12 protein-coding genes are annotated in these 14,626 nt (G+C 63.8%); 5 read left to right on the forward strand and 7 right to left on the reverse strand.

Annotated elements, in window-relative coordinates; translation table 11 throughout:
* Positions 1 to 14: 14 nt before the first annotated feature.
* Complete coding sequence (locus tag KI243_RS23090) at positions 15 to 3,539, reverse strand: leucine-rich repeat domain-containing protein (RefSeq protein WP_212809947.1); 3,525 nt, start codon at positions 3,537 to 3,539, stop codon at positions 15 to 17.
* A 279-nt stretch (positions 3,540 to 3,818) separates the two neighbouring features.
* Here KI243_RS23090 and KI243_RS23095 point away from each other — a divergent pair, with 279 nt between their 5' ends.
* From KI243_RS23095 to KI243_RS23110, 4 genes are all read left to right on the forward strand, one after another.
* Positions 3,819 to 5,591, forward strand: coding sequence for an N-acetylglutaminylglutamine amidotransferase (locus KI243_RS23095; RefSeq protein WP_177129534.1), 1,773 nt, complete (start codon positions 3,819 to 3,821; stop codon positions 5,589 to 5,591).
* 4 nt (positions 5,592 to 5,595) lie between these two features.
* Positions 5,596 to 7,338 (forward strand): N-acetylglutaminylglutamine synthetase, encoded by a 1,743-nt coding sequence (ngg, locus tag KI243_RS23100; protein ID WP_212809948.1) that lies wholly within the window; start codon positions 5,596 to 5,598, stop codon positions 7,336 to 7,338.
* A gap of 88 nt (positions 7,339 to 7,426) precedes the next feature.
* Positions 7,427 to 8,620, forward strand: coding sequence for an osmoprotectant NAGGN system M42 family peptidase (locus KI243_RS23105; protein ID WP_017129688.1), 1,194 nt, complete (start codon positions 7,427 to 7,429; stop codon positions 8,618 to 8,620).
* A 112-nt stretch (positions 8,621 to 8,732) separates the two neighbouring features.
* Positions 8,733 to 8,960 (forward strand): YheU family protein, encoded by a 228-nt coding sequence (locus KI243_RS23110; protein WP_017129689.1) that lies wholly within the window; start codon positions 8,733 to 8,735, stop codon positions 8,958 to 8,960.
* Between the two features lie 2 nt (positions 8,961 to 8,962).
* Here the strand turns inward: KI243_RS23110 and csrA are convergent, their stop codons facing one another.
* Positions 8,963 to 9,172, reverse strand: coding sequence for a carbon storage regulator CsrA (gene csrA / locus KI243_RS23115; protein WP_017129690.1), 210 nt, complete (start codon positions 9,170 to 9,172; stop codon positions 8,963 to 8,965).
* 188 nt (positions 9,173 to 9,360) lie between these two features.
* Positions 9,361 to 10,167: an SDR family oxidoreductase gene (locus KI243_RS23120; RefSeq protein ID WP_177086497.1), complete on the reverse strand. Its 807-nt coding sequence runs from the start codon at positions 10,165 to 10,167 to the stop codon at positions 9,361 to 9,363.
* A gap of 331 nt (positions 10,168 to 10,498) precedes the next feature.
* On the opposite strand from KI243_RS23120, the gene KI243_RS23125 reads away from it, so the two are divergent.
* Positions 10,499 to 10,651 carry a DUF3309 family protein gene (locus KI243_RS23125; protein ID WP_017129692.1) on the forward strand — a complete coding sequence of 51 codons (153 nt, stop codon included), beginning with the start codon at positions 10,499 to 10,501 and terminating at the stop codon, positions 10,649 to 10,651.
* Positions 10,652 to 10,746: 95 nt separating this feature from the next.
* Here the strand turns inward: KI243_RS23125 and KI243_RS23130 are convergent, their stop codons facing one another.
* The 4 genes from KI243_RS23130 to KI243_RS23145 form a co-directional block, all read right to left on the reverse strand.
* Positions 10,747 to 12,828, reverse strand: a complete 2,082-nt coding sequence (locus KI243_RS23130; RefSeq protein ID WP_042937235.1) for an LTA synthase family protein — start codon at positions 12,826 to 12,828, stop codon at positions 10,747 to 10,749.
* Positions 12,829 to 13,175: 347 nt separating this feature from the next.
* The gene (locus KI243_RS23135; RefSeq protein WP_017129694.1) at positions 13,176 to 13,367 is read right to left on the reverse strand and encodes a PLDc N-terminal domain-containing protein; all 192 of its coding nucleotides are present in this window, start codon (positions 13,365 to 13,367) and stop codon (positions 13,176 to 13,178) included.
* Positions 13,368 to 13,458: 91 nt separating this feature from the next.
* Complete coding sequence (locus KI243_RS23140) at positions 13,459 to 13,989, reverse strand: hypothetical protein (RefSeq protein WP_212809949.1); 531 nt, start codon at positions 13,987 to 13,989, stop codon at positions 13,459 to 13,461.
* Positions 13,990 to 14,084: 95 nt separating this feature from the next.
* Complete coding sequence (locus tag KI243_RS23145) at positions 14,085 to 14,603, reverse strand: ankyrin repeat domain-containing protein (protein WP_212809950.1); 519 nt, start codon at positions 14,601 to 14,603, stop codon at positions 14,085 to 14,087.
* Between the last annotated feature and the right edge of the window lie 23 nt (positions 14,604 to 14,626).

Raw genomic sequence — 14,626 nt, forward strand, 5'->3', positions numbered from 1 at the left:
CAAACATCCTTATTTCAAAAGCTCGTCGTCGCGACCAGCTGTTCCAGGTCGACGAGCTGGGTTTCCAGCGTCTCGGTGCACCCGCGCGGGCCATCGGCGTAGAGAAACACCGCCTCGCGCAAGGTGCCGTGGTTCACGCAGGCCTCGACCAGCGCAGCGACCCGGCGGGCAGTGTCCTCCTGCGTTGCCACGTCGAGCTCCAGCGCCCACAGGTGCAGACGCCAGAGCAACATGAAAAAGCCGTCGGCCATGGGTTCGGCGCGCAGGCGTCGCCAGTTCGTCCGTGGCGCCGACAGCGGCGCGTGAGAGCCCTGGGTCGTCAGGGCTGCCGGGGCGTAGGGCTCGATCCAGGCATCTTCTTGCGCCTGCTCGCCGCCACGGGGTGGAAACGGCAGGACGCCCAGGCTGACACCGGGGTTCTGCCTGAGCCCCGCCAGTTGGCCAAGACTTTCGGCGGACCAGGGATTGTTCTGCAGGCCGATATGGCGCGTAAGGACAGCCGGCACGTCGAACAAGCCGGTGGGCAACTGCGTGAGGCGGTTATCCCGCAGATCCAGTGCCTCCAGGGACGAACGCGGGAACAGTCCCACGGGCCAGCGGTCGATCCCGGTGGCCCGCAACATCAGTCGCCGCAAGGCCGGCAAGCCACTCAGGTCAGGCACTTGGCCGAGAGGGTTGTCGTTGAGGTTGAGGCATTCCAGCGCACTCATTTGCGTCAGCAGCGCGACACCGGGAGCATCCAGGTGAATCCGGTTGCCTTGCAGGCATAGTCGGGTCAGATGCGGCATCTCGGACAGGGCGTCCGGCAAGGCCGTCAGGCGGTTGTCGCTCAGGTCCAGCCGGCGCAGGCCGGTGAAGCCCGTGAAAAACGCCTGGTCGGCGTCAGTCAGGGCCATGTCACGGCCGATCAGTTCGCTGACGTGGCTGAAATCGATCTGCCAATGCAGTTCGGGCAAACGCCCAACGTGCATGCCCTGCATATCGAGTGTCACGCGTCGCGTTTCCCCTGCGTGTTGCCACCCTCCCTGCTCCCAGGCCCGCTTGATCGAATACGCCAGTTGCCTGCGGCTCGCCGCGCGGTCCGGCGAGTCGTCGGCCGACTCGACCCATAAAAGCAACTGGCTCCTGAGCTGCTCGCACTCACGCTCGCGTGTGGCAAGCAGGCGGGCGGCCTGCTCGAGGGTGCCCGCCGATTGCAGATAGACGCTGATCTGCGTCGCCGACAGCAATGGGTAGAGCCGGCTCACGCGGTTGCTCAGGCCCTGCCATTGCCGATCCTCCCCGGCCAGCTCCCACAGCGGGTAACCCTGGGGAGGTTCCGGCAACGCCAATGGTCCTGAAGCCTGCAATCGCGCCACCAGCCGGCGCTGCTTGGCCGCCAGTTCGGCCAGCGCCTCGCGCAGTGCCCCCGGCTGGCTCGAGTCGAATCCCAGGGCGCTGCGCTGTTCGGGCAACAGCGCCAGCAGTACCGCCTGCATCAGGCTGCCGGCCGAGGCCGTCGGCTTGTCGAGCGCATTCAGTACACGGTACTCGTCGCGACGCTGCTCGCTGGCCGACAAACGCCAGGCCAGCGCCGCCGATTCCGGCCCCAGGACGAAGGTCTGGGGCTGCCCGCCGTCCTTGCGTTCATAGCGCAATTCCACGCGCAGGCTGTCCGGCCAGCCCGGCAAATGCTCCAGCAGGTGGAAGGCCAGGCGGTCGGTTTCGAATGTCGCCGGGGCATTGAGAAAAAGGTCGCCGATGACGCGATTGACCGCCAACTCCAACTGGCACCCTCGGGCGGCCTCGGACAGGCTCAGGGGAATGTGTTCGTCGGTCACCAGCCGGCGCCGCTGCCTGTCGCAGGCATCGGCCATCAGTTCCTGTTCCACCGGTAGCGGCAGCTCGGGGAAAAACCGTCGGGGTGCCTGCGTGACCGCGGCAACGGTCACCGCTTCGACGTCCAGCAGCATCTTATGCCGTCGCCAGCGCTGGATACTCTCCCGGAGCACCCCGGGCACCGGCAGCAGTTCAATGTGCAGCCGCCGCAACAACGCGGCATGGGTGTTCGTCACCTTGAGCAATTGCCTGATGCTGCTATCGCAGAGCCCCTCGGCAATCGGCCCCAGGCGCCGGAACAGATACAGTTCGTCGCTCCATTTCCCCGGCTGCTCGAAGGCAAACCGCCAGGCGCCCTCACCGTTGTGCAGCAGCAAAGGGCCGTAGGCATCCGGACAGGTCGGGTGCAACAGGCGCCTGCGGCCATCGAATGCCTGGGGATCCAACCGATAGAGCCGGGCATCGATACGGACATAACACGCGTCCCCGTCATGGAATATCCCCTGGGCATCCGGCTCGTCCAACTCCGGCGGTTCCCGCCGTTGCTCATAGACCCGTGGATCAGGATTCCACAGGCGCAGGACGCGCTGCCTGTCCATGATCACGATCAGGCCGTCACTGAAAGCCGATACCCGCGGTTCACCCCGCTCGCGGAAAACCTGCTCGCGTTGGCCCGGTTCCAGCTCCAGCAGCTCGATGACCTGCGCCATCATTGAACCGACCATTTCATGTCGATTCCTGGGTTGCCAGTCCCGCCAGCCCTCGTAGAAAAGATCCAACAGGCCCTGGGCGCGCGCTGCCTGGGCCAGCCACCCCGGTCCCGGCGGGTCATAGAGCGCCCGTTGTCCGGTGGACAGGCCCACCCCCTCCCAGCCTTGTCGCGGTGCGCTGCCTGTCGTCCGCTCCCCGGAATCGGTCGGCACGACCTGGCTGCCCACTTCCGCGAGGAGCTTGTCGATCTGCAGGCGGACCAGTTCGCTGAACAGCTCCCGGCCTGCGGGCCGCGTGGTGAACGCCCAGTGCGCGCCACCGCGGGAATGTTCCCGCGCCTGCTCCAGCAGCGCCGGGATGAATTCAGGCACCCGGCGGTAGTCCACCCGGCGGGCGATCACATGCCGATAGTCGGTGTCGCCATCGATCTTCTGCGCCAGCCAGAGGGAAAGCGCCGCCATCGACGCATGTTCCCGGAAAGGACAGTCGGGCTCGTTCGGCAGGTACACCACGCAGGCGCGCGTCTCTTCGCTCAAGGCGTCTTCGGCGGCAAGGAGCAGCGCCCCTTCCAGCGCATGACCGAGCATCGACAGATGGCTGACCCGGACCGCCTGCCCGGCCCACTGCCCCGCCGGCTGGTGGTTCAGTACCCGGCAGAGCATGTCGTAGGCGGGCCGGGCGATATCATCGTTCAGGCAGGCGACATGGGCATCGAGCAACAGGCTCGCCTGGCGCTGGCGTTCCAGCAGGAACGATAACCGCGCGTCGGGCCTCGCCAGCCGTTCGGCAAAGGCTGCGGGGGCCGTGCAGGCTCCCAGGCTCGCCTCTATTTCAGCGCGGTAGTACTCGCTCAGCCTCATGCTTTCGCCCAGGGCGGCCCACAGATCACACCCGCCGGACCGACGCCTCAGGTAACGCGGGGCGTTCTGGGCAAAAACGTTGTAGCTGCGAAAACTGCGCTGTTCGTCCGGCAGCAGATGCTGTTCTCCGGCCCCCAACCATTTCAACATGTGGAAGTGTCCTTATCGTCCATGTCGGCCGAGATTAACAGTCCGCCTCACGCTGAAAACCGCAAAAAACTCATTATTTATCAGTCAGTTAAATCAATCATTCGAACCTTTCCGATACCCCGGTAGCACCGTTCCCGGCACGGCCGCGCAGGGCCGCGGGCCGACTCCGCTTTGCCCTCACCCCATCGCTTATAACGGATCGATATAAAACTCCCGGTTTCGTCACGGGTCAGTTTCAGAGTCACCCACCCTCCCCAACGGATAACCGGTAAGGAATTTATGTGCGGATTAGCTGGAGAACTACGTTTCGATCGACGCCCCGCGGACCTCGCCGCGCTTGAGCGGATCACCCACCATATGGCCCCGCGCGGCCCCGATGCCTGGGGTTTCCATAGCCAGGGGCCGATAGCCCTCGGCCATCGTCGACTGAAAATCATGGACCTGTCGGACGCCTCGGCGCAGCCGATGATCGACCCGGACCTGGGCCTGTCCCTGGCCTTCAATGGCGCGATCTACAACTTCCCCGAACTGCGCCGCGAACTGGAACAGTTGGGCTACGCCTTCCATTCCGGCGGCGATACCGAAGTCCTGCTCAAGGGCTACCACGCCTGGGGCGAAGCGCTGCTGCCCAAGCTCAATGGCATGTTCGCGTTCGCCATCTGGGAGCGCGATGCCCAGCGGCTGTTCATCGCCCGCGACCGCCTCGGGGTCAAGCCGCTGTACCTGTCGCGTACCACCCAGCGCCTGCGCTTTGCTTCCAGCCTGCCGGCACTGCTCAAAGGCGGTGATATCAACCCGCTGCTGGACCCGGTCGCGCTCAACCACTACCTGAACTTCCACGCCGTGGTCCCCGCCCCGCGCACCTTGCTGGCCGGAATCGAGAAACTGCCGCCGGCCACCTGGATGCGTATCGACGCCGATGGCCGCGGCGAACAGAAAACCTGGTGGACCCTGCCCTATGGCCCGCATGCCGACGAGGCCAACCTGAGCCTGGAAGACTGGCGCGACCGCGTGCTCGACAGCACCCGTGAAGCCGTGGCGATCCGCCAGCGGGCGGCGGTCGATGTCGGTGTGCTGCTGTCCGGCGGCGTCGACTCCAGCCTGCTGGTCGGCCTGCTGCGCGAAGTCGGGGTCGAGCAGTTGTCGACCTTCTCCATCGGCTTCCAGGATGCCGGTGGCGAGCGCGGCGACGAATTCCAGTATTCGGACCTGATCGCCCGCCATTACGGAACGAGGCACCATCAGCTGCGCATCGACGAACGGGAAATCATCGAGCAGTTGCCGGCGGCCTTCCGCGCCATGAGCGAGCCGATGGTCAGCCATGACTGCATCGCGTTCTACCTGCTGTCCCGTGAGGTGGCCAAGCACTGCAAAGTGGTGCAAAGCGGCCAGGGCGCCGATGAACTCTTCGCCGGCTACCACTGGTACCCGCAGGTGGACGGTGCCGCCGATCCCCATGCCGCCTACCGCGAAGCCTTCTTCGACCGCAGCTACGCCGACTATGCCGATACCGTGCAGCCGCAGTGGCGCGTCGAGCAGGATGCCGCCGGTGATTTCGTCCGCGAGCACTTCGCCCAACCCGGCGCCAGTGCCGCGGTGGACAAGGCCTTGCGCCTGGATAGCACGGTGATGCTGGTGGACGACCCGGTCAAGCGCGTCGACAACATGACCATGGCCTGGGGCCTGGAAGCCCGCACGCCGTTTCTCGACTACCGGCTGGTGGAACTCTCAGCCCGTGTGCCGGCGAAATTCAAGCTGCCGGACGGCGGCAAGCAGGTCCTCAAGGAAGCGGCACGGCTGGTCATTCCCAGCGAAGTCATCGATCGCAAGAAAGGCTATTTCCCGGTTCCCGGCCTCAAGCACCTGCAGGGCGACACCCTGAACTGGGTGCGCGAGCTGCTGCTCGACCCGAGCCAGGACCGTGGCCTGTTCAACCCGGCGACCCTCGATCGCCTGCTGACCGACCCCCACGGTCAACTGACCCCGCTGCGCGGTTCGAAGCTGTGGCAACTGGCGGCCCTGAACCTGTGGCTCAGCGAACAAGGAATCTGACCCGATGAAAGCTCATGCCACGGCTTACAGCCAACGCCTGCTGCGCGGCCAGCCGCCGTCCTACGAACGCCTGCAGGCACGCCTGGCCGAAGACGGCAACGAACCGGCCACCCGCCCGGTGGTCCTGCATTGCGGCTGGGGCCGGCTGCTGATCGGGCACACCTTCGCCGATCCCGCCGGGCTGGCCGAAGAGCTGTTGAACGAACAGTCCGGCGAACGCGATATCGCCCTGTATGTCGCCGCACCCCAACAGGTGCTCGCCCAGGCCCCGCAACAATTGTTTCTCGACCCGTCGGATACCCTGCGCCTGTGGTTCAGCGACTATCGCCCGGCCACCCGGGTCTTTCGCGGCTTCCGCATTCGCCGGGCGCAGAGTGCCGAGGACTGGCTGGCGATCAACCAGTTGTACATCGCCCGCGGCATGCTGCCCATCGACCCGCAGCTGCTCACCCCACGCCACCAGGGCGGTCCGGTCTACTGGCTGGCGGAAGACGAGGACAGCGGTGCCCTGATCGGCAGCGTCATGGGCCTCAATCACCACAAGGCCTTCCACGATCCGGAGCACGGTTGCAGCCTCTGGTGCCTGGCGGTCGACCCACAGTGCAGCCGGCCGGGGGTCGGTGAGGTGCTGGTGCGCCATCTGATCGAGCACTTCATGAGTCGCGGCCTGAACCACCTGGACCTGTCGGTACTGCACGATAATCGCCAGGCCAAGAGCCTCTACGCCAAGCTCGGCTTCCGCACCCTGAGCACCTTTGCCATCAAGCGCAAGAACGGCATCAACCAGCCGCTGTTTCTCGGCCCGGGCCCCCAGGCCGGGTTCAACCCCTACGCGCGGATCCTGGTGGAGGAGGCCCATCGACGCGGCATCGACGTGCAGGTCGACGACGCCGTGGCCGGCATGTTCACCCTCAGCCATGGCGGCCGCCGCGTGCGCTGCCGGGAATCGCTGACCGACTTGACCAGCGCCATCAGCATGAGCCTGTGCCAGGACAAGAGCCAGACCCATCGAGTACTGCACGAAGCCGGCCTGAACGTACCCAGCCAGCAGCGCGCCGGCACTGCCGAAGACAATCTGGCCTTTCTCGAGGCCCATGGACGCATCGTCGTCAAACCTCTCGACGGCGAACAGGGCCAGGGCGTGGCCGTGGACCTGCGCAACGCCGACGAAGTGGAAAAAGCCATCGAGGCCGCCCGCGCCTTCGACAGCCGGGTCCTGCTGGAAAGCTTTCACGAAGGGCTGGACCTGCGCATCGTGGTGATCGGTTTCGAAGTGGTGGCGGCCGCCATTCGCCATCCGGCCCAGGTGGTCGGCGACGGCCACCACAGCATCGGCGCGCTGATCGAAGCGCAGAGCCGGCGCCGCCAGGCCGCTACCGGCGGCGAGAGCCGGATTCCCCTCGACGCGGAAACCCAGCGCACCCTGCATGCGGCCGGCCATGACTACAACACGGTACTGGCCCGGGGTGAACAACTGGCGGTGCGGCGCACCGCCAACCTGCACACCGGCGGGTGTCTGGAGGACGTGACGGCGATCCTCCATCCGACCCTGGCCGAGGCCGCCGTACGGGCGGCACGGGCCCTGGATATCCCGGTGGTCGGGCTCGACCTGATGGTCCCCGCGGCAGACCAGCCGGAGTACGTCTTCATCGAAGCCAATGAACGTTGCGGGCTGGCCAACCATGAGCCACAGCCCACGGCCGAGCGCTTTATCGACCTGCTGTTTCCCCACAGCCTGCCGGCGTGATGAAGCAGCGCGGATCGTTCCCTTTTACCCGCGGGAGTTCTCCAGCAGGCATTGCGCTGGAAGCATTCTCCTGCAAGAAGGAGCAGCCATGAACACTGCCATCCCCCAACCCGACCTCGACTACCTGCAACGGGTTCTCCTGGAAATGCTCGCCATTCCCAGCCCGACGGGGTTCACCGATACCATCGTGCGTTATGTCGCCGAGCGTCTGGAAGAACTGGGCATTCCCTTCGAACTGACCCGGCGCGGCACCATCCGCGCCACCCTCAAGGGCCGCCAGAACAGTCCCGACCGCGCCGTATCGGCCCACCTCGACACCATCGGCGCCGCCGTCCGGGCGATCAAGGACAACGGGCGCCTGACCCTGGCGCCTGTCGGTTGCTGGTCGAGTCGCTTTGCCGAGGGCAGCCGGGTCAGCCTGTTCACCGACACCGGGGTGATCCGTGGCAGCGTATTGCCGCTGCTGGCTTCCGGACACGCCTTCAACACCGCGGTGGATGAACTGCCGGTCAGTTGGGATCACGTCGAACTGCGCCTGGACGCCTACTGCACCACCCGCGCCGACTGCGACTCGCTGGGCATCAGCATCGGCGATTTCGTCGCCTTCGACCCGTTGCCGGAGTTCACCGACAGCGGTCATATCAGCGCCCGCCACCTCGACGACAAGGCCGGCGTGGCCGCGCTGCTGGCGGCACTCAAGGCGATTGTCGAAAGTGGCGCGCAACCGCCGATCGACTGCCATCCGCTGTTCACCATTACCGAGGAAACCGGCAGCGGCGCGGCGGCGGCCCTGCCCTGGGACGTCAGTGAGTTCGTCGGCATCGATATCGCCCCGGTCGCGCCGGGCCAGCATTCGAACGAACACGCGGTGAGCGTGGCGATGCAGGACTCCGGCGGTCCCTATGACTATCACCTGTCGCGCCACCTGCTGAGCCTGGCGGCCGATAACGAGTTGCCGGTGCGCCGCGACCTGTTTCGCTACTACTTCAGCGATGCCCACTCGGCTGCCACCGCCGGGCACGACAGCCGCATGGCACTGCTGGCATTCGGCTGCGATGCCACCCATGGCTACGAGCGCACCCATATCGACAGCCTGGCGGCGTTGAGTCGCCTGCTCGGTGCCTATATGCTCAGCCCGCCGGTCTTCGCCAGCGATGCCCAGCCGGCCACCGGCTCCCTCGACCGTTTCAGCCATCAACTGGAACACGAGACCCAGATGGAAAGCGATACCCGGGTGCCCTCAGTGGACAGCCTGATCGGCCAGCGCAATCCGCTCGACTGAAGGTATCCAGGCCGGGGCTCGCTGCCCGCCGCCCCGGTTACCCGCTGTATTGCCGGTAGCCGGGCCCGGCTGGTGGCAGTAGCATGCCGCAGATTCCTGAAGAGAACTTTCCATGCTGATTCCCTACGACCAACTCGAACCCGACACCCTGACCCGGCTGATCGAGGATTTCGTCAGCCGCGACGGCACCGACAACGGCGATGACACCCCCCAGGAAACCCGTGTACTGCGGGTACGCCAGGCACTGGGCAAAGGCCAGGCGGTGATTTTCTTCGATCTGGAAAGCCAGCAGTGCCAGTTGCTGCCCAGGCACGCGGTGCCCAAGGAATTCTTCGACTGACCTCAGGCCACCGGATCGCGGATCTCGCGAAGGGGGACACCCGGCTCCACCTTCGTCAGGATCCGGCGGTAGATCTCGGCACGATGCACATTGACGTGTTTCGGTGCTTCCACACCAAAACGCACATGGTTGCCGTTGACGGCGAGAATTCGCACGGTGATGTTATCGCCGATGGAAATCATCTCGCCCACGACGCGGCTCAATACAAGCATGGCACTCATCCTCAAGGGTTTATGAGCGGCCAAGACTGCCCGGCCCGACCACGGCCTTCAATGCAGCGGCGGCAAATCAGCCCGCCCTTACCGACACGGCCGATTCGCCCTACAGAATCAGATTTCATACTTCAGCCCATCAGAAGTTTCGCTGCGAGTAGACCTGAGCGAAGCTTCCCCGGGACGGCCTATTGCCTGGCCTTGGCTCGCATCTTGTCGGCCATCACGGTCATTTCGTCATAGAGCAGTTGCGGGTTCTTCTGCTTCAGGGCCCAGGCCATGCGCCCCTGTTCATGAGGCAGGATCATGAACTCGCCCTGCGCGACATGCTGGTAGATGTAGTCGGCGATATCGCTGGCGGTAATCGGCGAGCTTTCCAGCAACTTGCCGACCTGGGCCTTCATGGCCGGGGTCGGACCGCGGAACGAATCCAGCAGGTTGGTCTGGAAAAACGACGGGCAGACCACGTGCACGCCGATTTCCTGCTGCGCCAGTTCGACCAGCAGGCTTTCCGACAACGCCACCACACCCGCCTTGGCGACGTTGTAGTTGCTCATGGCCGGGCCCTGCATCAGCGCCGCCATGGATGCGATATTGATGATCTTGCCCTTGCTCTGCTCCAGCAGCGGCAGGAAGGCCTTGCAGCCCTTGACCACGCCCATCAGGTTGATCGCGATCTGCCATTCCCAGTCTTCCAGGGACAGCTCGCTGAAGAAGCCGCCGGAGGCCACACCGGCATTGTTGACGATCACATCGATACCGCCGAATTTGACCTCACAGGCCTGGGCGAATGCCGTCAGCTGGCTGTAGTCACGCACGTCGCAACGCTGGGTGAAGCCGTCACCGCCCGCCTCGCGCACCTGCCTCAGGGTTTCCTGCAGGCCCGCCTCACTGACGTCGGACAAGGCCAGCCGCCAGCCTTCGCGAGCCCAGCGCAATGCGATTTCGCGGCCAAGGCCGGAGCCGGCGCCCGTGATCATGATGCGATTTTGCATAGGAGATGCCTTGTGCGTTCGGAGGAAGATGAGCCGCAGTGTAGCGAAGGAATATCAGCCGCCGATGCACCATCAGATTGCTGAATGCCCCAGGCAAAGTCGCACCCGAGGACGACTGTCGGCGCCCTTGCAAGTTCAACGATGAAAACCTGCGAAGTGAATAAACGGCAATAATCAAAAGAAATAAAAGACGGATCAAAATACCTTGATAAAAAACTGAATTTTCCAAGCCCGGCTCCAGTCGGAGATGTTAAGCCGTTGGTTATTTAACGACTGAATCAAACACTGAATGAAAGTCTGCAATGGCAGAACAACCGATAAGGAAAAAGCCATGGGTACTATTCTGATCGTCATCCTGATCCTGCTGCTGATTGGCGGCCTGCCGGTCTTTCCACACTCCAGAAGTTGGGGTTACGGCCCATCGGGCATTATCGGTACGGTGCTGGTCGTACTCTTGATTCTGTTGTTGCTCGGCAAGATATGACGGCATTGCCCACGGGTCATCCTTGATCCCAGGCAATGAAAAACGCCCCGACAAGTCGGGGCGTTTTTTATTCGACGGATAATCCGCGCAAGACGTTACTTGGTCGGTGCGACACCCGCGGTGTTATCCAGCAGGCTCTTGGTCGCGGTCTGGATGAAAGAACCCAGCTTCTGCTTCAGCTCGGCCTCGTCCGGCGAGTTCGGAATCACTTCGCCACCAGGATTGGCGCCCAACTGGTAGCGCCAGACCTTGGCCGGTACATCCTTGGGCTGGACCAGGACGTGATCGCCGCTGATGATCGCCACGGTCGGTTCGTTACCCGACGGCTTGATCATGCCGATGCCCTTGTCGCCTTCCGGCAGGTTGAGCAGGTCACGTCCCCAGCACTGCTGGCGGAACTCGCCGCCCAGGCGGCCCATGATGGTCGGCACGATATCGATCTGGGTGCCCACGGTGTCGCGGCGCGCGCCGAACTTCTCCTGGATGCCCGGACCGATCAGCAACAACGGTACGTTGAAGCGGCCCAGGTCCATTTCGGTGATCTGCTCGTCGTTGCCAAAACCATGGTCACCGACCACCACGAACAGGGTTTCCTTGAAGTAGGGCTCCTTGCGGGCCTTCTCGAAGAACTGGCCCAGGGCCCAGTCGGCATAACGCATGGCCGTCAGGTGCTCGTTGAGGGAGCCACGGTCGGTCACCCGCTCGACCGGCAACGGCGTCGGCAGCGCATACGGCGTGTGGTTGGACAGGGTCTGCAGCAACGCGTAGAACGGCTTGCCGGCTTCACCACGGGTCTTGAGCTCTTCCAGGCTGCGATCGAACATGTCCTGATCGGAGACGCCCCAGGTCGGATCGGAGAACACCGGATTGACGAAGTCGTTACGGCCGATAAAGGTGGTCATGCCCTGGCTGCCGAAGAAGCCCGACTGGTTGTCCCAGGCGAAGTCGCCGTTGTAGACATACACGTCGTCATACTTGCGGGCGCTGAGCAGTTGCGGCAGGCCCGACAGCTTGTGGCTGCCCTCCGGCGTCTGCATCAGGTATTCGAAGCCCGGCAGGTTGGGGAAACAGGCCATGGTCGCGAACATGCCCTGGTGGGTATGGGTACCGTTGGAGAAGAAGCGATCGAACAACAGGCCTTCCTTCGACAGCTTGTCGAAGTACGGGGTGATGTTGCCCGGACGACCCAGGGCGCCCACCGAGTGACCGGCGAAGCTTTCCATCAGGATCACCACCACGTTCTTGATCGGCAGGGTGTTCTGCGCCGGCGGCGTGGTGTCGCGGCGGATCGCGGCGATATCGCTTTCGACCAGCTTGTCGTCGCCGGTCAGCAGCATGTCGCGCACGGTCTGCTGGGCCAATGGCTGCTGCAGGGTGGCCTTCCAGATATTGTCGCGATCATCGGACAAACGACTCTGGGCCGCCGAGATCAGCGTCAACGAGCCGTTGAGGCCCAACTGGTTGGCGAAGTTCGAGTTGGTGGTATAGGCATCGCCCCAACGCAGCGGCGGGCCCTGGCGCAGGGTGCCGCGGGCGGCGACCACGCAGATCAGCAACAGCACCACGAACACCACCGCCCGGGCATACCAGGGCGCAACCGTACGGGTGCCGACACTGGCATTGAAGGTGGCACGGGGCCGGGTGATGCGGTCGGCGCCCTTGAACAGCAGGCTCAACACCACGGTGCCCACGGCCCACGCCAGCAGGTAGCGGACCACCGGGAAACCGTACCAGAGCATGCTCATGACGGTTTTCGGGTCTTCCTTCACATACTGGAACACCAGGCCGTTGAGGCGCTGGTGGAACTCGCGATAGAAGTCCATCTCCATCAGCCCGCAGAACAGCGCCAGGCTCGACGCCGCGGTCAGCCAGAGGCGGAACAGACCACGAGCGGCCATCGCCCGGGCGCTGAGGAAGGCCAGGGTCAATGGAATGCAGAGGTAGACCACGATGCGGATATCGAAGCGCAGGCCGTTGCCGAACGCCTCGATGAAGGTCGAAGCCGGGGTGTCGAGAATCATCTCGCGGTTGTAGACCAGCAATGCAACCCGCAGCAGGGTGAACATCACCATCATGATCAATGCACACAACAGCGTGTAGGCCAGATGAGACTTAACTGTCGGTTGCAGCAGGCGCGTTGAGGGGCGCTGCTTGCTCAGGGCGTCCGGGTTTGCCATGTCGGTTTGGGACTCGTTGGATTCAAGTTGAAAAGTCGGGTTCAGCGGCGCCCCGCCCTCGATGGACCACAAGAGGGGCGCGAAGCCGGCAAATGTTGCACGATCATCGATGGTTTACCACCCGTGCGTTGCCGGTCGCTGTTGAAATCTTTCCTCGCCCAGGCCGAAAACCGTTCTGGAACAGCGGATTGCAAGGAGCGGGAGGTCAATCGGGCGCAGGAATTGTCTGCGACAGAATGTGAAAATTTCGTCTGGCGCATGTTTTGACACATAAAAAACCGGAAGCCGCCGAAGCAGCAGTCACTGCTCCGGCGAGAGGTCGTCACTTGTCGTGGACGAGGGCCCCTCTAGAACCGCACGTTGCCCCTGGGTCCGGCAATCGCCCAGATAATCAGGCCCAGCACCGGCAACAGGATGATCAACAGGATCCAGAGGACTTTCATCCCGGTTTCAGCGCCGCTTTTCAGCACATTGAGGATGGCCCAGATATCCAGGGCCAGAATGATCAGGCCGACGAGGCCGTTGAAGGTTGAACCCATGGTGTTGCTCCCTAATGAGGACGTGCCTTCCTTAGGATAGCCCGCGCGGGACAGGGTTCCGTTTATTCTGCGGCCAGGATGATCCCGTCGCTCAGACGTGCAACGCAATCCGCAGGGCTTCCAGGGACGGTCCAGCGGTAATGCCGACCTGCTCGCACAGTTCCAGTACTCGTGGCAGGTCGTTGCCATAGACCAGGACTGCCTGCAATTCGTCATCCAGCGGCTGGCTGAAGTCCATCAGGACGTAGCCGCCCATTTCCGGATTCATGCTGCCGAGCTGGATCTGGATGCGGTTCAGTGCCGTCAGCGCCTCGACCTTGGCCAGTTGCTTGGGCTTGATGTTGAACGGGACGTCCTTGCCGAAGGAGTCGACGATCTGCGCGAACAGATCCATATAGGTATCCGCCTGGAACAGCACGGTTTCCGGCAGGCTGCCGACCACCACCCATTCGCCCAGGGGAATCGGGAAGCTGTCGTCATAGTTGATATCCGGATTGGCCGCCAGGAACCCCGCCGCGTCGGCATAGGCCTGGGCCGCCTCGTCGGCGATCTGCTGGATCTCGGCCTCGCCCATGCAGCCGGAGCTGATTTTACTGATGAGTTCGATAAGGGCGGTTTTCATGACGGGATCCTGCGACCTGGGGCTGTTCGGGGTCGCGAAGGATAGCGCAAATGCCGGCACGGCGCAGGAGCAAAGCCTGCGCCGCGGCACAAATCTCAGGCGGTGAGTCGTTGCAACTGGGCCACCGTGTCGGCCGCCCCCATGGTCTGGGCCGCCGCCAGCGCGGTGACGCCATTGGCGTCCCTGGCCTGGGGATCGGCACCCTGGCCGAGCAGGTACTCGACGATGCTGGTGCGGTTGAACATCGCGGCCATCATCAAGGCCGTACGACCGTCCGCCGAGGCGCCCTCGACCTGGGCACCGCCTTCGATCAGCAGCTTGACCATCGGCAGGTCCCCCTTGAAGGCAGCCCCGGCAATCGGGCTCTGGCCATTGTCGTTGCGGATTTCCGGATCGGCCTTGTGCTCGAGCAGTACCCGTACGGCGTCGACGTGCCCGTGATAACTGGCAAGCATCAACAGGGTATCGCCCTTGTGATTGCGCAGGTTCGCCGACAGGCCCTTGTTCAACAGGGCCGCCAGCATGGCCGCATCGCCTTTGCGCGCCACGTCGAATACCTGTTCGGCAAACTCGGCGGCTTCTTCTTCGGTCATTTGTCGGGCTTGATCGGACATGGTGGACTCCCTGTGGCTGCACG

The sequence above is a fragment of the Pseudomonas sp. Ost2 genome, from assembly GCF_018326065.1.
Taxonomy (GTDB): Bacteria; Pseudomonadota; Gammaproteobacteria; order Pseudomonadales; family Pseudomonadaceae; genus Aquipseudomonas; species Aquipseudomonas gingeri.

Coding starts and splice junctions, on each gene's coding strand:
- KI243_RS23095 (WP_177129534.1), top strand. CDS start 3,819: ATGTGCGGATTAGCTGGAGAACTACGTTTCGATCGACGCCCCGCGGAC.
- KI243_RS23125 (WP_017129692.1), top strand. CDS start 10,499: ATGGGTACTATTCTGATCGTCATCCTGATCCTGCTGCTGATTGGCGGC.
- KI243_RS23140 (WP_212809949.1), bottom strand. CDS start 13,989: ATGAAAACCGCCCTTATCGAACTCATCAGTAAAATCAGCTCCGGCTGC.
- csrA (WP_017129690.1), bottom strand. CDS start 9,172: ATGCTTGTATTGAGCCGCGTCGTGGGCGAGATGATTTCCATCGGCGAT.
- KI243_RS23135 (WP_017129694.1), bottom strand. CDS start 13,367: ATGGGTTCAACCTTCAACGGCCTCGTCGGCCTGATCATTCTGGCCCTG.
- KI243_RS23130 (WP_042937235.1), bottom strand. CDS start 12,828: ATGGCAAACCCGGACGCCCTGAGCAAGCAGCGCCCCTCAACGCGCCTG.
- KI243_RS23145 (WP_212809950.1), bottom strand. CDS start 14,603: ATGTCCGATCAAGCCCGACAAATGACCGAAGAAGAAGCCGCCGAGTTT.
- KI243_RS23120 (WP_177086497.1), bottom strand. CDS start 10,167: ATGCAAAATCGCATCATGATCACGGGCGCCGGCTCCGGCCTTGGCCGC.
- KI243_RS23105 (WP_017129688.1), top strand. CDS start 7,427: ATGAACACTGCCATCCCCCAACCCGACCTCGACTACCTGCAACGGGTT.
- KI243_RS23090 (WP_212809947.1), bottom strand. CDS start 3,539: ATGTTGAAATGGTTGGGGGCCGGAGAACAGCATCTGCTGCCGGACGAA.
- ngg (WP_212809948.1), top strand. CDS start 5,596: ATGAAAGCTCATGCCACGGCTTACAGCCAACGCCTGCTGCGCGGCCAG.
- KI243_RS23110 (WP_017129689.1), top strand. CDS start 8,733: ATGCTGATTCCCTACGACCAACTCGAACCCGACACCCTGACCCGGCTG.